The organism is Enterobacter sp. 61D5, from assembly GCF_034107965.1.
Lineage (GTDB): Bacteria > Pseudomonadota > Gammaproteobacteria > Enterobacterales > Enterobacteriaceae > Enterobacter > Enterobacter cloacae_M.
Genome location: NZ_JAWNFK010000014.1, coordinates 63,090 through 81,655, shown reverse-complemented (window position 1 = coordinate 81,655; position 18,566 = coordinate 63,090). Strand labels below are relative to the sequence as shown.

Below are 18,566 nucleotides of genomic sequence, written 5' to 3'. Positions count from 1 at the left end.
GTTAAAAATTCATCAATTATGGAGTTGTCAGGGCGGGATTTTACAGCGTATCGCGGGGGATTTATACACTCTTTGCAAGGCGGATGCGCCGGGCAGACGTTGTAACATTGTAAATAATGTTAATCAGTTAATAAAAATTGATCCCAGGCATTAAACTGTACAAAAAATGAACTTATCCTGACTATGCACAATGGCTGACAGAGGAGGAAAGAGCATGACCGTTGACAGACTAAAACGCGATCTGCTTAACAAGCTGATCAACGCCCGAATCGACCTGGCCGCGTACCTGCAGTTGAGGAAGGCGAAAGGGTATATGTCAGTCAGCGAAAGCGAACATCTGCGTGATAACCTGTTTGAACTTTGCAATTTCATGCGTGAAAAAGCACCGACCCTGAAGGTGAAATACGGCGAAAGTGAGCTGATCGCCCTGCGCCGCGCCGCTGAGGTGCTTTCCATCGCTGGGGTATGTTTGATGAACGGACGCCACGACTGCCCGAATTTTATCGCTGTTAACGCGGAGAAGCTTGAAAACTGCCTGACCACGCTCTCTCTATGCATCATGTGCCTGAACGAGCACGAGAAGCTTGAACAGCACTGACCCAGGGGGAGGCAACTCCCCCTTCTGATTAAGCTTTTGTAAAAGTGGTAACGCGCCCGGATGCAGTGGCTAACCTTTATGCCATATGCCGATAAAGGAGCGCGTTATGCCTCGATCCTCGCTAATTTCCCTGCCTGCGCTGTTCATTCCGTTTTCGCTTCTTGCTGCCCCAGAGACGGTCAAGGTCGAGGTGCTGCAAAACAAACTCGATCATCCCTGGTCTCTGGCGTTTCTGCCGGACAATAAAGGCCTGCTGGTGACCCTGAAGGGCGGTCAGCTCAAACGCTGGCAGGCCGGAAAAGGGCTGTCCGATCCGATTGTCGGCATGCCGAAGGTCTGGGCAAACGGTCAGGGAGGATTGCTGGACGTGGTCCTCGCCCCGGATTTTGAAAAATCGCGCCGCATCTGGCTGAGCTTCGCCGAAGCAGGAAGTGACGGCAAAGCCGGAACGGCGGTGGGCTATGGCCGGTTAAGCGATGATTTTACGCGCATTGAAGCCTTCCAGGTGGTGTTCCGCCAGATGCCGAAACTCTCCACCGGTAACCATTTTGGTGGGCGGCTGGTGTTCGACGGCAAAGGCTCGCTCTTTATCGGACTCGGCGAGAATAACCAGCGTCCGACGGCGCAGGATCTGGATAAATTGCAGGGTAAAGTGGTGCGCCTCACCGAAGACGGAAAAGTGCCGCCGGATAACCCGTTTGTGAATACCCCCGGCGCGAGACCCGAAATCTGGTCTTACGGCATTCGCAACCCGCAGGGGATGGCGATGAATCCCTGGAGCGACGCGCTGTGGCTGAACGAGCACGGCCCGCGCGGCGGGGATGAGATCAACATCCCGGAGAAAGGAAAGAACTACGGCTGGCCGCTGGCGACGCACGGCATTAACTACAGCGGTCTGAAAATTCCGGAAGCCAAAGGCGAGCACGTTGAGGGAACCGAAAAACCGCTGTTCGTCTGGAAAGTGTCGCCCGCCGTGAGCGGCATGGCGTTCTACAACAGCGACGTTTTCCCGCAGTGGAAAAACAAGCTGTTTATCGGCGCGCTGAAGGAAAAGGACGTTATCGTGCTGAGCGTGGAGGGCAATAAAGTAACGGAGGACGGGCGAATTCTGGGCGACCGGGATAAACGTATTCGCGATGTGCGGGTGGGGCCGGACGGCTATTTATATGTGCTGACCGACGAGACGGACGGGCAGCTGTTAAAAGTCAGCCCGTCCGGTGCGTAATCAGGTGACCGGGATCATTACCACATTGCGGTACGCCGGGCGATCGCTCAGCTGTTTAAGCCAGCGCTCAAGGTGAGGGCGCGGCGTCCACTTCAGGCCGAGGTTGGTCAGGTTCCAGACGAACGGCGCCACGGCAATATCGCCCACGCCGAACGCCTCACCGGAGAACCAGGCGTGCTTCGCCAGTTCTTCATCCATCATGGCGAACAGATTTTCACATGCATCCTGAGCGGCATGAATGGCAGGGTAGTCGCGCTCGGCTTCAGGGGTTCTGACTAACCCCATCAGGATCACGCGGTGGGTTGGCGAAAGCGTCTGGTTCGCCCAGTCCATCCACTTTTCGCCCTGGGCGCGCTGCGCCGGGTTTTCTACCCACAGACGCCCTTGACCGTACTGGGCGGCGAGGTAACGCACAATGGTGTTAGATTCCCAAAGCGTTGCGTCGGTTTCATCATCGCGCAGCAGCGGCACCAGGCCGTTCGGGTTCATGGCCAGATAGTCGGCCTCTTTGTTCACGCCAAACGACATGCCGGCCATGATTTGATTGAACGGTAAATCCAGCTCCTCGAGCGTCCAGAGCACTTTCTTAACGTTGGTCGAGTTGTTCCTGCCCCAAAGCGTAATCATATTTACTCCTGATGAGTTGTGAATCCGGGTCAGCTTTCGCCATGGTGAGATAAACCTAACAATTACGCAACAGAAGACAAAAAAATCGTCTGAATCAAAGCGTATCTGAATGTTATTGCATAAACTTTAATAACTTTACCCTCGTTGGGTTTCTTTAACCGTTTTAGTGCGCTATTACTCATCGCTTCTTGCGACACGGTGATGTGACGTAATTTTTGAATGGACACTCGGGTGGCATTTATGACGCGTAAAATGACTTCTCTGCGCAGCCTTGCGACAGGCTCTGCGCTCCTTTTCCTGTTTGCACCAACGCTCTACGCAGCTGAACAGGCTGCGCCCGAAGCGCCGCCTGTGGATGCGCGCGCCTGGATCCTGATGGACTACTCCAGCGGTAAAGTGCTGGCGGAAGGGAATGCGGATGAGAAACTCGATCCGGCAAGCCTGACCAAAATCATGACCAGCTATGTGGTCGGCCAGGCGTTGAAAGCGGGCAAGATCAAGCTGGACGATATGGTCACCATCGGGAAAGATGCCTGGGCGACCGGTAACCCGGCGCTGCGGGGCTCTTCGGTGATGTTCCTGAAGCCGGGGGATCAGGTCTCCGTTTCCGATCTGAACAAAGGGGTAATTATTCAGTCGGGAAATGATGCGTGCATCGCGCTGGCCGACTACGTTGCCGGCAGCCAGGATTCTTTCATTGGCCTGATGAATGGCTACGCGCAGAAACTGGGCTTAACCAACACTACGTTCAAAACGGTTCACGGTCTGGATTCGCCGGGACAGTTCAGTACCGCGCGCGACATGGCGCTGCTGGGAAAAGCGCTGATCCACGACGTGCCGGATGAATACGCCATCCATAAAGAGAAAGAGTTTACCTTCAACAAAATCCGCCAGCCGAACCGCAACCGCCTGCTTTGGAGCAGCAACGTTAACGTGGACGGAATGAAAACCGGCACCACGGCGGGCGCGGGCTATAACCTGGTGGCCTCCGCGACCCAGGGCGACATGCGTCTGATTTCGGTGGTGCTGGGCACCAAAACCGACCGTATTCGCTTTAATGAGTCAGAAAAACTGCTGACCTGGGGCTTCCGCTTCTATGAAACCGTGACGCCGATTAAACCGGATGCCACGTTCGTCAGCCAGCGCGTCTGGTTTGGCGACAAGAGTGAAGTCAATCTCGGGGCGGGTGAAGGCGGCTCGGTGACCATTCCGCGCGGTCAACTGAAAAACCTGAAGGCCAGCTATACCCTGACCGACCCGCAGCTCACGGCTCCGCTGAAAAAAGGCCAGGTGGTCGGGACGATTGATTTCCAGCTAAACGGGAAGTCGATTGAACAGCGTCCGCTGATTGTGATGGAAGCGGTGGAAGAGGGCGGCTTCTTCAGCCGGATGTGGGATTTCGTGATGATGAAATTCCACGGGTGGTTTGGCAGCTGGTTTAGCTAAGTTTTTTGCCGGGTGGCGCTGCGCTTACCCGGCCTACGTTTTTCTCCCTCTCCCTGTGGGAGAGTGCCGGGGTGCGGGCATCAGACCGCACCCCTCTTAATACATCAACTTCACCTGCTGCGCCTTCGCGTGGGCCACAATCTCATCGTCCGGGCGGCAGTCGCTGACGATGGCGTCAAACTGCGCCAGCTCGCCCATTCTTGCCGAACGCACCTTGCCAAACTTGCTGTGATCGACCACCAGCACATGATACTGCGCTGCGCTTAACGCCCAGTGTTTCACCGGCAGCTCTTCCAGGTTAAAGCAGGTCGCACCCTGACGCACGTTGACGCCTGCGGCGGAATAAAACGCGATATCCGGGCAGAGATTGCTGAGCGTATCCTGCAGGTTAAGCGGCTTAAAGATAGCGTTGCTGGCGTGAAACTCGCCGCCGCAGAGGATCACCCGGCACTCGGGTTTCTCCTGCAGCGCCAGAAAGGTGTTCAGGGAGTAGCACACGGCGGTAAAAGGGATGCTGCTGTCGATGGCTTCGATAATCCACGGCGTGGTGGTTCCGCAGTCAAAAAACAGCGTCTGGTGCGGCTGTACCAGTGAGGCCGCAAGCCGGGCGGCTTTGCGCTTCTCTTCCACCAGGCGCGTCTTCTGGTCGCTGATCAGATAATGGCTGGCGCTACGCGGCTCAAGCACAATATAACCGCCCAGCAGCACGACGGGCGCGCTTTCGCTGTTCAGATCCCGACGAATGGTCATCTCTGAGACGCCGAGGAGGTTGGCGGCTTCCTTAAGATGCAGCTTATCGCTGCGCTTCAGCGCCTGTAGCAGCTGAGCAATGCGGTCATCGCGACGTGTTTCCATAGTTCCTCGGGATAAAAAAGTGAACCCCCGCAGGGCGGGGGTTCAAGTGTAACCTGTCAGGTTGGGGTTAGTCACGTATCCAGCCTTTGCGGATCGGGATAGCGAAAATGGCGCGATAGAGCGAAGACAGCGTGCGGTAAAGCGCTTCACCGAAGAGGCTCCACAGGATAGCCGCGCTCACGCAGCCAATCATCCCGACCAGGAAACCGCCCACCATATCCAGCGGCCAGTGAACGCCCAGGTAAACGCGAGACCAGGCGATTGCCAGGGCCGCCACCATCAGGACCGCGCCGGACCACAGGCGATGCCAGAACAGGAAAGCCAGCGCGAAGGTGAAGATCACCGTTCCGTGATCGCTCGGGAACGAGTCATCCGGCGCGTGGTGCAGGAAGGTATAGCCGACGTGATCGACAAAAGGACGATCGTGCGGGAACGCATGGCCGAGAATGTAGCTGACCAGGACGCTTACCCCGAGCGCCATCGCGACTTTAATCACCAGCTGGCGCTGCGCCTTCACCTGGCTGCGGGGACCCCACAGCCAGAGAATCGCAGCCAGTGCAGGCACGATACTGATCAGATCTTTTGCCAGAAAGGTGGCAAAATCGATCGTCCACTCAGGCGAGGCTGGCGTGGCGTTGATCAGATAAAACAGCTGATAATTCAGATTCTCTAACATAGCGTTATCACTCTTTAGCAAACCGGGTGGAAATGAGTCCGTAGACAACCACCTGGGAAAACCAGACCCACCACCCGGCCCACAGGTTGTGAGAGAAAAAATGCGCCCCGCGCATGACCTGGCCGTAGCCCATCGCCAGACCTAACACCACGCCCAGCGCGACGAAGCACCAGGCGAGACGCGGACGTTCGCGCCAGAAGGCAAAAAACAGCCCCATCACCATAAAGCCGCTGGAGGCGTGACCGCCGGGGAAACAGCGCCCCGGACCGCTGTCGGCAGGGACGGCGCTGAACAGGGGATAAGACACAGCCTTACTGCCATATTCCACCAGATCCCACGGGCAGCTGTGATGGCTCACGCTTTTCAGCACGCCTACCACCAGCGCGCCAACGCCCATCAGCAGCGCCGCCGTGACCAGCCTTGCGTTGCGCTTGTAAGCGCCGTAAAACAGCGCTACGGCACCTAAGCCGATGGCGATGTACTTCGCCAGGCGGTGGTTCAGCAGATCCAGCAGGTGGTCCTTCTGCAGCGGGAAGCTCTGCGTTGCCGCGTCATACCAAAAGCCGATGATCCACCTGTCGAGCGCTTCATTGCGCGATAGCCATGTAAACACCACGGCAAGGGCGATCAGTACGAAAAGCTGATAACCATAAAAGCGGGTCGGTAAGCGGTAAAGTCGTTTTGTCTTATTTGTCTGTAAGTTAGACAATTCTGAACGGCTGGAGGTGAGTGCCATAATTTGGGATCGTTGACGAGTAATCGGGCTATCATAAAAGCGTCAACTTAAGGAAACCTTAAACGAAGACGATATGTGCTTTATTTCTGTTTATCCACGATAAATCACTATCTCGGGCTGCGGCATTTCATTAAACTCGTCGCGATTTTGTCATTATAAAGAGATTGCATGTTAAACCGTTCTTCTTCTGGTTCACGTCTGGGTCGTCAGGCGTTGCTTTTCCCCCTGTGTCTGGTGCTCTACGAATTCTCTACCTATATCGGCAACGATATGATCCAGCCCGGTATGCTGGCCGTTGTGGCGCAGTACAACGCGGGTATTGAGTGGGTGCCGACCTCAATGACCGCCTATCTGGCCGGCGGCATGTTTTTACAGTGGCTGTTAGGCCCGCTGTCGGATCGTATTGGCCGTCGTCCGGTGATGCTCACGGGCGTGGTGTGGTTTATCGTCACCTGTCTCGCCACGCTGCTGGCGCAAAACATTGAACAATTTACCCTGCTGCGCTTCCTGCAGGGGGTGAGCCTGTGCTTTATCGGCGCCGTGGGGTATGCCGCCATTCAGGAGTCGTTTGAGGAGGCGGTGTGTATCAAGATTACCGCGCTGATGGCGAACGTCGCGCTGATCGCCCCCTTACTCGGGCCGCTGGTGGGTGCCGCGTGGGTGCACGTTGCGCCGTGGGAAGGGATGTTTGTGCTCTTTGCGGTTCTCGCCGCCTTCGCGTTCTTTGGGCTGCACCGGGCGATGCCGGAAACGGCCACCCGCATCGGTGAGAAACTCTCGCTGAAAGAGCTGGGTCGGGATTACAAAGAGGTGCTGAAGAATGGCCGCTTTGTGGCGGGCGCGCTGGCGACCGGGTTCGTTAGCCTGCCGCTGCTGGCGTGGATCGCGCAGTCGCCGGTCATAATCATCAGCGGTGAAAAGCTCAGCAGCTACGAGTATGGCCTGCTGCAGGTGCCGATCTTTGGCGCGCTGATTATCGGCAACCTGGTGCTGGCACGTTTGACGTCACGACGCACCGTGCGTTCACTGATTATCATGGGCGGCTGGCCGATTGCGGCAGGGCTGATTCTGGCTGCGGTGGCGACCGTCGCGTCATCCCACGCCTACCTGTGGATGACGGCGGGGCTCAGCCTCTATGCCTTCGGGATTGGCGTGGCCAACGCCGGGCTGGTGCGCCTGACGCTGTTTGCCAGCGAGATGAGTAAAGGCACGGTCTCCGCGGCGATGGGCATGCTGCAGATGCTGATTTTTACCGTCGGTATCGAAGTAAGCAAGCATGCCTACGCGCTGGGTGGCAACGGGCTGTTCAGCCTGTTTAACCTCGCCAACGGCGCGCTGTGGGTTGGCCTGATGGTGGTGTTCCTGAAAGACAAACGCGTCGGAAACGCCCTGCAACCTTAAGCTGTTTATTCCCTCTTCCTGTTGGCGAGCACGGAACATTCCCCTCTCCCTGTGGGAGAGGGCTAGGGTGAGGGCACCAGACCGCACCGGTCAATTAAACGGTGCCTCCCCGTTCAACACCTTCTCAATCACGTTTAAAACGCCTTCATCGTTATTGTGCGGCGCTTCAAAACGCGCGGCCGCTTTAATATGCGGTCTGGCATTCGCCATCGCAAAGCTGAACCCGGACTGACGCAGCATCTCCACGTCGTTGCCGCTGTCGCCGAAAGCCACCACTTCGCTGTCGTCAATGCCCCAGCGCTTTTGCAGGATCCGCAGGCCGTTGGCTTTATGCACGCCGGGGATGATCAGATCGATACTGCCGTGGCCGGTCGTGACGGGCACCATGATGTCGCTCAGCTTTTCATGCAGCAGCGCCTGAATCCGGGGAATTTCATCGTCAGAAACGTTAAGCCCGAACTTGAAGAAAATATCGTTCAGGTTGTCGAAATCGCTGACCATTTCGAGGCGGTGGTAATACTTCGCCGCGATATCCTTAAAGCCCTCGTCATAGCATTTCAGCGTGTACGCGCTGCTTTTCCCGCAGGCGATAATCTCAATGCCCGGAACCTCGTTTAGCACGTTCGCGACGGTCTCGAAATGGGCTTTCGACAGTTCGCCGTTAAAGACGTCTTCACCTTCGCTCACGACCCAGCCGCCGTTTTCGGCGACGAAGGCAATTTCATGCGCAATCTCCGGGAAAAAGGAGATCAGCTGGTAGTACTGGTTGCCGCTGGCGACCACAAACCGAATGCCTTGCGCCTTCATGCGGGCATACTGCGCCAGAAAGCGCGGGCGGTTATAGGTCTTGGCATCGCTCAGAAAAGTACCATCCATGTCGACGGCGATCAGTTTAACGCTCATATCCCTTCTCCAGTGTCGTTTGATTTGTTTCCGGCTTTGCCACCGCGCGCGCCACCAGCGCCGCGATAATGACTAACCCTAACACCACCAGCATGGCGCTGCGCAGCCCGTAGTGCTCGCCGAGGAAGCCGAGCAGCGGCGGCCCGACCAGGAAGGCGAGATAGCCCGTGGTCGCCACCACGCTGACGCGCGTCGGGGCATCCGGGCCGGTATCGCTGGCGGCTGAAATGGTCAGCGGGAAGCCGAGCGACGCGCCCAGTCCCCAGAGGATCACCGAGACCCCGGCAATCCAGTCCACGTCGACAAAGATGATCATCGCTATACCCAGGCCGCCCAGCAGGGCGCTGGCGCGTACCACCGCCACGCGGCTGTAGCGGTCGATAAACCAGCCGCCGGTGAAGCGACCCACGGTCATCCCCAGCGTAAACCCGGCGTAAATCAGCGAGCCGGAGGTCGGGCTAAAGCCGTGACCGTCCACCATCAGCAGCGGCAGCCAGTCGTTGGCGGAACCTTCCGCGAACGCCATCGCCAGCACCACCACGCCGATCAGCATCAGCTGGAAGTCGCGGTAGAAGGGCAGCCCTTTTTCAGCCGAGTGCTGTTCGTCAGCGGAGTTTTTACCGGTGCCGTCCGGGATGGCCCGTATGCCGGTCAGAATCGGAATGATGCACACCAGCGCCGCCAGCAGGATATGCAGATTCGCGCTCACGCCGGTGGCCGTCAGCGCCATCCCCACGCCCGCACCGGCCAGCGTGCCGAGGCTGTAAAAACCGTGCATCATCGGCAGCACGGTTTTATTCATCTCACGTTCGACCGCCGCCCCTTCAACGTTGATGGCAACTTCCGCCGAACCGAAGCTGCCACCAAATACCGTCAGGCCCAGGGCGAACAGCACCGGCGAGGCAAACCACAGCGCCACGCTTAATATTCCCATCCCGAACACGGCAAAGCACATGGTGGTGCGGATCACCGCTCGTGTACCAAAGCGCTTTACCAGCCACGCGGAGCAGAGAATGCCGCTCATGGAGCCTATCGACAGGCCGAACAGCACGATGCCCATCTCTGCGGTAGAAACGGACAAAATATCGCGAATGGCGGGGGTGCGCGTGGCCCAGGAGGCCATCAGCAGGCCGGGAATAAAGAAGAACATAAACAGCGCCCACAGGCGTCGCTGCAGGGCTTTACGGGGAGAGGTTAGCGTCATTGGGGTAGCACCAGAAGTACAACAATAGCGACAACACTAGCAAGTTTGTGTACATTTGTACACAAACCACGTGAGGAATTTATGAGCAGACCACCGAACGATCCGCACCGCCGGGAGAAGATCCTGCAGGCAACGCTCGATACCATCGCCGAGCACGGCATTCACGCCGTCACGCACCGTAAAATCGCCACCTGCGCGGGCGTGCCGCTGGGGTCGATGACCTACTATTTCGACGGCATGGAGCCGCTGCTGGAGGAGGCCTTCACGTGGTTCACCCGGCAGATGTCGCAGCAGTATCGGGATTTCTTTGCGGGCGTCACCGGGCCGGAAATGGCGTGCGAAGCCATCACCACGCTGATACACAGCTCGCAGGTGACCACGCCGCACAACATGGCGCTGATGTATCAGCTTTACGCCTTTATGCACCGCAGCGCGGCGCTCAAAACGGTGATGCAGGACTGGATGAAGATGAGCCAGACCACGCTGGAGCAGTGGTTCGACCCGGTTACTACCCGCGCGCTGGACGCGTTTATCGAAGGGATGACGCTGCACTATGTCACTGACCGGGCACCGTTAAGCCGGGAGGAGATTCGGGCGATGGTAGGGAGAATTGCGGGCGAGGGCGGCTGCTAGGTTACACCCGCGGTCATATTGACGGTGGTTCCCGTCATAGCGCCTGCCGCATCTGAGGCCAGAAACGTAATCGTGTCTGCCACCTGTGCCAGCGTCGGCAGACGATGCGTCAGGGTGCTTTGCGCGGCACCGCCGAGAAACTGCTCAACCGTAATTCCCATCGCCTGCGCCTTGTCGGCGAAAATGGCTCCCACATATGACCCAGCCTGCACCGCGTCGGCTATCGCGTGGGAACGCACGCACAGCACGCGAATATTTTGTGTCCCCAGCTCAGCCGCAAGCGCCCGGGTCAAGGCTTCCGTTCCCGCGCAGCCGACGATATGCCCGAGGTGGCCCGCCATCGTCATGTTCGCAGCGGGCGCGACGAGGGTAATTATGGTCCCGCCATGCTCGCCGCTCATACGGGGCGACACGGCTTTCGCAACGTTAAAGTAGGCGGCCAGGAAGGGATCAAAACCCTGCCTGAACTCATCAAGCGTTAACGCCTCAAGGCGTTTGCCCTGATTGTGCATAAAGCCCGTAGCGTTGACGACGACATCAATGCGGGCAAGGTCTGGTAGCTGCGAGGAATCATCGAGCGCATCGAAAACAAACGTGCTGGCAGACCCTCCGGCGGCGCGAATACGGCTGGCGACCTGCTCCAGCCTCGCGTGGTCACGCGCGGCGAGGTATACATCCGCCCCTTCACGCGCCAGAGCGTGCGCCACTGAACTGCCGATGGCGCCGCTGCCGCCGAAGATGACGGCGGTTTTGTTCTTAAAGCCCATACCTGCATACCCTCACCAGGATTAACCCTCAGAAGTATGTGCCGGGTTTCGGCTGATGCAACCCGGCTGGTGGGTGGGGTATGCGGTTGCAAGGCCTTACTGCGTCATTATCAACGGGTTACTTTGGCGAGATTTTTTTGCCGCTGGCGTCCACGACGGCTTCGCCATCCTCTTTCGTAAACGCCCCTTTCTGCGCATCCGGCAGGATGTCGAGGACGACTTCAGACGGGCGGCACAGGCGGGTGCCCAGCGGCGTCACCACGATCGGACGGTTAATCAGGATCGGGTGTTGCAGCATAAAATCAATAAGCTGGTCGTCGGTGAAGTTATCTTCAGCAAGGCCGAACTGTTCATAGGGCTCCACGTTTTTACGCAGCAGGTCCCGCACCGAAATGCCCATCTCGGCAATCAGGGCGGTCAGCTTATCGCGCGATGGCGGGGTTTCCAGATAGAGGATAATCTCTGGCTCCGTGCCGCTGTTGCGGATCATCTCCAGCGTGTTGCGCGAGGTGCCGCAGGCGGGGTTGTGGTAAATGGTGATGTGGCTCATATCAGTGGCTCATTACAGTGTGAAGGAGAGACGTAGCGCCAGCGCGGCGAGCGTCACAAACAGGACCGGCAGCGTCATGATGATGCCCGTCCGGAAATAGTAGCCCCAGGTAATCGTCATGTTTTTCTGCGCCAGCACGTGGAGCCAGAGCAGGGTGGCGAGGCTGCCGATAGGCGTGATTTTCGGCCCCAGATCGCAGCCAATCACGTTGGCGTAAATCATCGCGTCCTTGATCAACCCAGTTGCCGTGCTGCCGTCAATGGAGAGCGCGCCAATCAGCACCGTGGGCATATTGTTCATTATGGATGACAGGAACGCGGTGATGAACCCGGTTCCCAGCGTGGCGGCCCACAATCCGTTCCCGGCCAGGCTGTTCAGTACGCCTGAGAGATATTCCGTCAGCCCGGCATTGCGCAGGCCATACACCACCAGATACATTCCCAGCGAGAAGATGACGATCTGCCACGGTGCGCCGCGCAGCACTTTTCCGGTGTTTATTGCATGTCCGCGTTTTGCGACAGCGAACAAAATCAGCGCGCCGGCGGTCGCAATGGCGCTGACCGGAATACCCAGAGGCTCCAGCACGAAGAAACCGACGAGCAGAAGCAGCAGGACGATCCAGCCCGTTCTGAACGTGGGGAGATCGTGAATGGCCCGAGCGGGCTCGCGGAGTTTTGCCAGGTCATATTTCGGGGGAATTTCCTTGCGGAAGAAGAGATGGAGCATCACCAGCGTTGCGGCAATCGCGGCGATATCAACCGGGATCATTACCGAAGCGTATTCGCTGAACCCCAGCTTAAAGAAGTCTGCCGACACAATGTTGACCAGGTTAGACACAATCAGCGGCAGGCTGGCGGTATCGGCGATAAAACCTGCTGCCATCACAAACGCCAGTGTGGCCTGCTTGCTGAACCCCAGCGCCAGCAGCATGGCGATAACGATAGGCGTCAGGATCAGCGCCGCACCGTCATTGGCAAACAGCGCCGCCACGGCTGCGCCCAGCAGCACAATATAAGTAAACAGCAATCGCCCTCGACCGTTCCCCCAGCGGGCAACGTGCAGCGCCGCCCACTCGAAAAAGCCGGACTCATCAAGCAGCAGGCTGATGATGATGACGGCGATGAACGTTGCCGTGGCGTTCCAGACGATATTCCACACGACCGGAATATCGTTAACATGAATCACGCCGCTGGCGAGCGCCAGTACGGCGCCAATCGTCGCGCTCCAGCCGATACTGAGCCCTTTGGGCTGCCAGATGACCAGTACCAGCGTAAACAGAAAAATAGCCCCTGCCAGAAACATTGCTTACTCCGTTATATCTGTTTTTGTGAATGTATTTTGCCTAGCACGAGCCTGAGAGTCGGTTTTTCAGCTTCATGCGCGTCTCTTCCCGCAGGCAGTTCCAGCTGTTGTCGATAACGACTGCCGCCCAGGCAGGCATGTTGGGAGAGAGACGGTAATGGACCCATTTCCCCTCGCGACGATCGATAACCAGCCCGGACTCGCGCAGCAGGGCCATGTGGCGGGAGACCTTCGGCTGCGACTCGGCGGTCGCGGAGCAGAGATCGCAAACGCACAGTTCTTCCGCTTCGCGGAGCAGCATGACGATGGCCAGCCGCGTTTCGTCGGAGAGGGTTTTGAAGAGCTGGAGCGGGTGGAGCATGGGTGTTCCTGTAGATGTGATTTTATATATGTTTAATCATATGTGTTTTGGTGGCAAGAGAGAAGAAAAGATTAGAGGAAGGTGAATTTCAGGCAACAAAAAACCCATTTAAGTAAATGGGTTAGTGAAAACAATGACTTGCAATATAATCAATGAGTTAGGTCAGTGATAAGGAGTGGTGATTACGGGGCAATGCCAACCGCTGCCGCCACTTTGTCGCCATCGGAACAACTCGGTTTGCGCCACGCTAACGGATTGAACCATCAGGATACAAATACACTCCACCTTCAAGATACATTGGTTCACCGTCTTCAACTGCAATGTCTTGATAAAGTTGAGCCATCTCATTAGGTTCATTTTCTAATAAATTATATGTATCAACATCATATCCAAGGTTTTTTAACTCATCATCTGAAGTTACCCCTTGTTTTTGCTTAAGCGCAACAATATCAAAAATCCACTTTTTGCCATCTTTGACGTAATACGCCCCTGAATCATACCCACGATCATCAAGCACTTTTTCAAATCCCATTGATAATGCTCTTTTGACAGTATGTTTTTTTACGTTAACGATAGCCATGTAACTCCTTAAAATATTGAATAAAATGAACTGATTTATTGACAAGAGTTTACTCTGACTTATATAGCTCAGGTAGCGGAGATGATGTTATTTTGCATAAGCAGATCACATTTCTAGTGTTGCAAGAGGGTTGAATCTCAAAGCTGTTTCAAGGTGATCGGGGGCCAGGTGAGCATAGCGCATAGTCATTTTTATATCGTGATGCCCTAGAATTTTTTGTAGTGCAAGAATGTTTCCGCCCGACATCATAAAGTGAGCTGCAAACGTATGGCGCAGAACGTGGGTAAGCTGGCCGCGAGGAAGCACGATGGAGGTTTTGTCCATTACAGACAAAAACTGGAAGTAGCAATCCGTAAAGAACCTGAACCCGTCCAGGGCAATGATTTCCTCGTAAAGCTCTTTGCTAATCGGAATGCTTCGGTTCTTTTTGCCTTTGGTCCTGACGAACGTGATTCGGTACTTTGTGACCTGGGAGCGAGTGAGGTTCACTGCTTCGCGCCAGCGTGCACCGGTGCTCAGGCAGATTTTAACCACCAGAGCGAGCAGGGCGCTTTGGCGCTGGCAGTCATAAAGAAGCTCGGTGATCTGTTCATGCGTCAGCCAGGCCATTTCTTTCTCGGCAATGGTGAATTTGCGCATGTTCTCCAGCGGGTTCGGTGCTGTCCATTCTCCAAGTCGGGCCAGCTCGCTAAAGACCCCGCTCAGATAGCTTTGCTCAAGGTTAATAGTTACCGGGCTGGCTCCTTTCTTCCACTTCTCACTGAAATAGATTTCACCCGTCAGGCGTTTGTCACGATAATGCGCGAATAATTTCGAGCTGAGATCAGTAGCAAGAGGGTTTCCGAGTGCATCGACCATCAGGACCAGCTTGTCGTAAACATGCTCGCCAGCGGTAAGGGATTTGCCATGCAGTTTGAACCAGAGTTCAACCACGTCTTTCAGAGTTCGACGGTCTACCGATTCACCCAGCCAAGGCTTAGCCTCTGCCTCATCCATCGTGTGACGCTCAAAGGACAATGCTTCGCCTTTGGTGGCGAACTGCTTGCGTACACGACGCCCGCTGCGCCCGGCGGGGTAGCATTCACAAATCCATTTTCCTGTGTCGAGTTTTCGTACTGCCATAAAAAAAGCCCTCATGTCTGAGGGCTAAATTTAACTGTATATTTGAACAGTGGTCAATGTATGATTTTTGTCAGAAATACATTCATTCTTCATCAAAAAAATCGATTATGTCGCATAGCCATGTTGGAGTATGCACCTCATCACTCTCATAGATTACATCTATGTATTGGTCACAAAAGAGATTTTTATTTCCTGGTTCATCAAAATAATTTTTAATGGTTTGTTTTTGACTGGTGGTTAGATCTAATATTCCAGCTGCTACGTTTGAGGAAAGTGTTTCAACATCTTCTATGAATGAAAATCTTTTCTCTCCATTCATGTAGATACGATAGATTGTCTCATAGAAAAATAGTCCATCTAAAGCATCTTCAATCTCAGTTGGCGGAGATACCCTATTATCAGTTGTTTTTAGTAAATCGACATCACTTAAATTTTCACGTAATAGTAAACGTCTTATTTTTATTTGCGGGATGTTATCTACAGACTCAAATTTATCATACGCTAAGTCAGTATCTAATAAACAAAATACTTTGCCTTTAATGGCCGGTCTTCTGTCTTTTAGCGCTAAAACTAGATATGAATAAATATCCTTCAATGCAAATGAGCCACCGACACTCAAAATTACTATGTTTTTTTCATCTAGCTCTTCAAATTCCAAATGAGATTCAATGTATTTTTTATCAGTTCGCCCCTCACATAGTATCCAATTATAATTATTGGAAGAAGTTATTGATGTTATTATAGATTGCACCAAATCATGGTTACTTTTTACTTCTAAAGTATCTAGGTATGAACCACGAGATTCTTTTACAAGTGCAGATAATTCATCTCTATAGTATTCAAGATTTATGCACTTGATAAATGTTTGATTCGGGGATACATAAGTTGCACTGCCACTCATAGCAGCTGGAAGAAAACCATACCAGTGGGTAGTGCAAATCGTCTGTATGCCTAACTCGCTTATCTCTCTAATTTTCTCGAACTGCTTGAAGCAAGATGTCGCATGTAAAGATAATTCTGGTTCGTCTACGGCTAGGATGGTTGATTGCTGGTTTTTTTTTGGGTTTCCTTTCAAGAACCCCATAGATAAATCGAGAAGAGCTTTTCTTTTTTCACCAGAGCTAAGATTGTGGACAGGTGTATCTCTATTTATACTATCTATGTAATGTAGAATTTTATCACTAAAATACGACTCGATTATTTTTGCAATCATATGGCGCTGAGTAAAAGAGTTTTGTCGCTGGGTCGGTCTTTTGAAATGATATTTCCCACTTAGTTTTTCAGATAATTGTTCAACGAATTCATTTAGATATTGATTTATTTCAGTAATGTCTTTCTTCTTGATTATTTTACTGATTCTCTGCTGAAGATTCTCACCAAGAAGAGATTGTAACAGTTCACTCTCAATTTTAGAATATTCGGATGTGGTTATTTCTGCTGGTAAGTAAATATAATTATAAGTCTCTCTCACGTACTCCAGTAATTTATATAGAGTGGTTTGAAAGAAATTCTTTCGTTGCGCAGAGTTTGATGCAGTTGATTCAGGTATTAAATCATCAATTTCATTTTTATAATCATCAATTGATTCAAAAATTGACATGAATGGAACGGGAGCATCACCTGCGGTTTTTTTTATAATTCCAATGGGCACCAGAAAATAATCGCGATCTTGATATTGAGATTCAAGATAGGTTCTATGATTAATAAATTTTTCTGCTAATGCTCTTTGCGAGGAGTGAAAGTCCTCAATTTCTACTTGCCATGTTATATCACTAATAGCTTCTAATGTTTTGAAATTTGAAGTGTTACCTTTAACCCTTTCTTTTCGGATAAGAAAAACTGGAACAATGAAAGGCTCTCTAGTATCAAACCCTTGACTACGAGCATCATTGTTAATGTCCAATCTATTGATATCGGCTCTATTCAGTACGGTATCAATGGCTTGGAGAGTAGAACTTTTACCTACTCCATTTTCACCAATTAGCCATGAAGAATTTCCATTGATGGTTAATGGAATGTAATGTTGATTTCTAAAATTTTTAAAGTTTCTTAAAATCACACCAACAATCATTTTTTTCGTCCATTAAAAATAGTTGATTATTTGCAGGTCATGATCACCTTAGCAATGATACTGATATCATTGATATTACATTCTATTTTACTTGACTTTGATTCAAGCATTACGCAATTGTTGGGTAATCTTACTAGTTTGCGTATAGAATGAATGCCATCAATAGAAATTAGCCATAAGCCATCATTTACTTCATTTAAATTACTTTTTACCAGATATGTTGCATCCTCTGTTTCAATAGCTGAAATACCTTCAAGATCTTTTGGCAATAACGTTAAATCGAATAAAAGATACCCGGTCTCAAAAAGTTTCCCACCACTTATTTTCTGTTTAACAAGGCTTATGATTTGAGCTTTTGCATCTACCCGCATCGGACCTTCAGCAGTCGACAGCCAACGAAGGGATACTCCAGTATCTAATGCACACTGGATTATCCAGTCAGCTGGAAAGGTATCTCTCATATATCGATTAGCTAACGTGCTTTTCGAAACACCAAGATGGTCAGCTAAGGCTTGTCTTGTCGTAAATCCGTAAGCTTCGACTAAACGCTCGATAGCAGCTTTGCCACCCTGATTGGGATTTATTTTGATCTCACTTGGGTACTTTGATGTTGACATATCTCTAATGCAATCCTAGTATCTTCTTCGTTCCCAATTGGGTACTTGTCACGATTACAAACGGCTCACCACAAGCCAATAGGAGATGTTGCATCATGACCCCTAATATTTCAATCACTCTGAATACGCCACACGTCACAATTGAGCGTTATAGCGAGCTAACTGGGCTGCCTGTTGACACCATCAACGACATGCTTGCAGATGGTCGGTTGCCTCGTCACCGCCTGCGCAAAGATAAGAAGCGTGAAAAGGTAATGATTAACATCGTTGCTTTAACCGTTGATGCACTCTCAGATTGCAACGTGACTATCAATTAGTTCCATTTTGAGACTTCACGGAGCAACTGACTATGTTTGACTATCGCATATCAAAACATCCCCATTTCAATGAGGCCTGCCGTGCTTTCGCGCTGCGCCACAATATGGCGAAGCTGGCTGAACGTGCAGGCATGAACGTTCAAACCCTGCGTAATAAGCTCAATCCGGAGCAACCTCACCAGCTCACAGCGCCAGATATTTGGTTGCTGACCGATCTCACCGAAGACTCAACGCTGGTTGATGGTTTTCTGGCGCAGATCCATTGCCTGCCGTGTGTGCCAACCAATGAAGTCGCACGGGTGAAAATGCCTCAGTACGTCATGAAAGTCATCGCCAAGATCGGACGTGTAGCTGCCAGCGTTGTTTCGGGTGTTCAGCTGAATGCTATTACCCACCGTCAGGTTGTTGAAAGCGTCAACTCAGTTAAATGAATACGGAGTAAGGCAGTATGAAAGTACGCATTAGTGATTTTGCACCGTGGGAAACTCCCTCCCGTACGGTATTCAGCGGCATGACGGTGCTGCGCATGTCTATGGTGCATGGATTCGCATGATCCAAATAAGATTGCAACGGGT

At 52.9% G+C, this 18,566-nt stretch carries 20 protein-coding genes and 1 pseudogene; 7 read left to right on the top strand and 14 right to left on the bottom strand.

Going from position 1 to position 18,566, the window contains the following annotated elements; translation table 11 throughout:
- Window positions 1-214 precede the first annotated feature (214 nt).
- Together bssR and UTM25_RS15495 are read left to right on the top strand one after the other, a co-directional pair.
- Window positions 215-598 carry a biofilm formation regulator BssR gene (gene bssR / locus UTM25_RS15500; RefSeq protein ID WP_194399914.1) on the top strand — a complete coding sequence of 128 codons (384 nt, stop codon included), beginning with the start codon at window positions 215-217 and terminating at the stop codon, window positions 596-598.
- Between the two features lie 106 nt (window positions 599-704).
- The gene (locus UTM25_RS15495; protein WP_194399915.1) at window positions 705-1,823 is read left to right on the top strand and encodes a PQQ-dependent sugar dehydrogenase; all 1,119 of its coding nucleotides are present in this window, start codon (window positions 705-707) and stop codon (window positions 1,821-1,823) included.
- On the opposite strand, the gene UTM25_RS15490 is transcribed toward UTM25_RS15495, so the two are convergent.
- Window positions 1,824-2,450 (bottom strand): glutathione S-transferase family protein, encoded by a 627-nt coding sequence (locus UTM25_RS15490; protein ID WP_194399916.1) that lies wholly within the window; start codon window positions 2,448-2,450, stop codon window positions 1,824-1,826.
- Window positions 2,451-2,690: 240 nt separating this feature from the next.
- Here UTM25_RS15490 and dacC point away from each other — a divergent pair, with 240 nt between their 5' ends.
- The gene (gene dacC / locus UTM25_RS15485; RefSeq protein ID WP_032661393.1) at window positions 2,691-3,896 is read left to right on the top strand and encodes a serine-type D-Ala-D-Ala carboxypeptidase; all 1,206 of its coding nucleotides are present in this window, start codon (window positions 2,691-2,693) and stop codon (window positions 3,894-3,896) included.
- A 96-nt stretch (window positions 3,897-3,992) separates the two neighbouring features.
- On the opposite strand, the gene deoR is transcribed toward dacC, so the two are convergent.
- The 3 genes from deoR to UTM25_RS15470 form a co-directional block, all read right to left on the bottom strand.
- Window positions 3,993-4,751 (bottom strand): DNA-binding transcriptional repressor DeoR, encoded by a 759-nt coding sequence (gene deoR / locus UTM25_RS15480; protein WP_008503427.1) that lies wholly within the window; start codon window positions 4,749-4,751, stop codon window positions 3,993-3,995.
- 67 nt (window positions 4,752-4,818) lie between these two features.
- A complete protein-coding gene (ybjG, locus tag UTM25_RS15475; RefSeq protein WP_109845968.1) occupies window positions 4,819-5,427 on the bottom strand; it encodes an undecaprenyl-diphosphate phosphatase in 609 nt (202 codons plus the stop codon).
- A gap of 7 nt (window positions 5,428-5,434) precedes the next feature.
- Window positions 5,435-6,163: a phosphatase PAP2 family protein gene (locus UTM25_RS15470; protein ID WP_194399917.1), complete on the bottom strand. Its 729-nt coding sequence runs from the start codon at window positions 6,161-6,163 to the stop codon at window positions 5,435-5,437.
- Between the two features lie 168 nt (window positions 6,164-6,331).
- Here UTM25_RS15470 and UTM25_RS15465 point away from each other — a divergent pair, with 168 nt between their 5' ends.
- The gene (locus UTM25_RS15465) at window positions 6,332-7,564 is read left to right on the top strand and encodes an MFS transporter (RefSeq protein ID WP_194399918.1); all 1,233 of its coding nucleotides are present in this window, start codon (window positions 6,332-6,334) and stop codon (window positions 7,562-7,564) included.
- A gap of 90 nt (window positions 7,565-7,654) precedes the next feature.
- On the opposite strand, the gene UTM25_RS15460 is transcribed toward UTM25_RS15465, so the two are convergent.
- Window positions 7,655-8,467, bottom strand: coding sequence for a Cof-type HAD-IIB family hydrolase (locus UTM25_RS15460; protein ID WP_058842146.1), 813 nt, complete (start codon window positions 8,465-8,467; stop codon window positions 7,655-7,657).
- Window positions 8,457-9,671 carry an MFS transporter gene (locus UTM25_RS15455; protein WP_023310922.1) on the bottom strand — a complete coding sequence of 405 codons (1,215 nt, stop codon included), beginning with the start codon at window positions 9,669-9,671 and terminating at the stop codon, window positions 8,457-8,459. The genes UTM25_RS15460 and UTM25_RS15455 overlap by 11 nt, the downstream gene beginning before the upstream one ends.
- Before the next feature lie 81 nt (window positions 9,672-9,752).
- On the opposite strand from UTM25_RS15455, the gene UTM25_RS15450 reads away from it, so the two are divergent.
- Window positions 9,753-10,304 (top strand): TetR/AcrR family transcriptional regulator, encoded by a 552-nt coding sequence (locus UTM25_RS15450; protein WP_194399919.1) that lies wholly within the window; start codon window positions 9,753-9,755, stop codon window positions 10,302-10,304.
- Here the strand turns inward: UTM25_RS15450 and UTM25_RS15445 are convergent.
- The 8 genes from UTM25_RS15445 to UTM25_RS15410 form a co-directional block, all read right to left on the bottom strand.
- A complete protein-coding gene (locus UTM25_RS15445; protein WP_194399920.1) occupies window positions 10,301-11,071 on the bottom strand; it encodes an SDR family NAD(P)-dependent oxidoreductase in 771 nt (256 codons plus the stop codon). The genes UTM25_RS15450 and UTM25_RS15445 overlap by 4 nt on opposite strands.
- 118 nt (window positions 11,072-11,189) lie before the next feature.
- The gene (gene arsC / locus UTM25_RS15440) at window positions 11,190-11,621 is read right to left on the bottom strand and encodes a glutaredoxin-dependent arsenate reductase (protein WP_194399921.1); all 432 of its coding nucleotides are present in this window, start codon (window positions 11,619-11,621) and stop codon (window positions 11,190-11,192) included.
- Window positions 11,622-11,633: 12 nt separating this feature from the next.
- Window positions 11,634-12,923 (bottom strand): arsenic transporter, encoded by a 1,290-nt coding sequence (locus UTM25_RS15435; RefSeq protein WP_194399922.1) that lies wholly within the window; start codon window positions 12,921-12,923, stop codon window positions 11,634-11,636.
- Between the two features lie 40 nt (window positions 12,924-12,963).
- Window positions 12,964-13,284 carry a metalloregulator ArsR/SmtB family transcription factor gene (locus UTM25_RS15430; protein ID WP_194399923.1) on the bottom strand — a complete coding sequence of 107 codons (321 nt, stop codon included), beginning with the start codon at window positions 13,282-13,284 and terminating at the stop codon, window positions 12,964-12,966.
- A 247-nt stretch (window positions 13,285-13,531) separates the two neighbouring features.
- Window positions 13,532-13,864 (bottom strand): hypothetical protein, encoded by a 333-nt coding sequence (locus tag UTM25_RS15425; RefSeq protein WP_320715009.1) that lies wholly within the window; start codon window positions 13,862-13,864, stop codon window positions 13,532-13,534.
- A gap of 105 nt (window positions 13,865-13,969) precedes the next feature.
- Window positions 13,970-14,986: a tyrosine-type recombinase/integrase gene (locus UTM25_RS15420; RefSeq protein WP_194399925.1), complete on the bottom strand. Its 1,017-nt coding sequence runs from the start codon at window positions 14,984-14,986 to the stop codon at window positions 13,970-13,972.
- An 82-nt stretch (window positions 14,987-15,068) separates the two neighbouring features.
- On the bottom strand, window positions 15,069-17,057 hold the full coding sequence (locus tag UTM25_RS15415; protein ID WP_194399926.1) for an AAA family ATPase: 1,989 nt from the start codon (window positions 17,055-17,057) through the stop codon (window positions 15,069-15,071).
- 26 nt (window positions 17,058-17,083) lie between these two features.
- Window positions 17,084-17,674, bottom strand: a complete 591-nt coding sequence (locus tag UTM25_RS15410; RefSeq protein ID WP_194399927.1) for a phage repressor protein CI — start codon at window positions 17,672-17,674, stop codon at window positions 17,084-17,086.
- A gap of 95 nt (window positions 17,675-17,769) precedes the next feature.
- On the opposite strand from UTM25_RS15410, the gene UTM25_RS15405 reads away from it, so the two are divergent.
- Both UTM25_RS15405 and UTM25_RS15400 read left to right on the top strand, forming a co-directional pair.
- Entirely contained in the window at window positions 17,770-17,991 is a 222-nt protein-coding gene (locus UTM25_RS15405) for a hypothetical protein (RefSeq protein ID WP_012016743.1), read from the top strand.
- A gap of 32 nt (window positions 17,992-18,023) precedes the next feature.
- Window positions 18,024-18,416, top strand: a pseudogene (locus UTM25_RS15400) (phage regulatory CII family protein); the annotation flags it as partial.
- Window positions 18,417-18,566 lie beyond the last annotated feature (150 nt).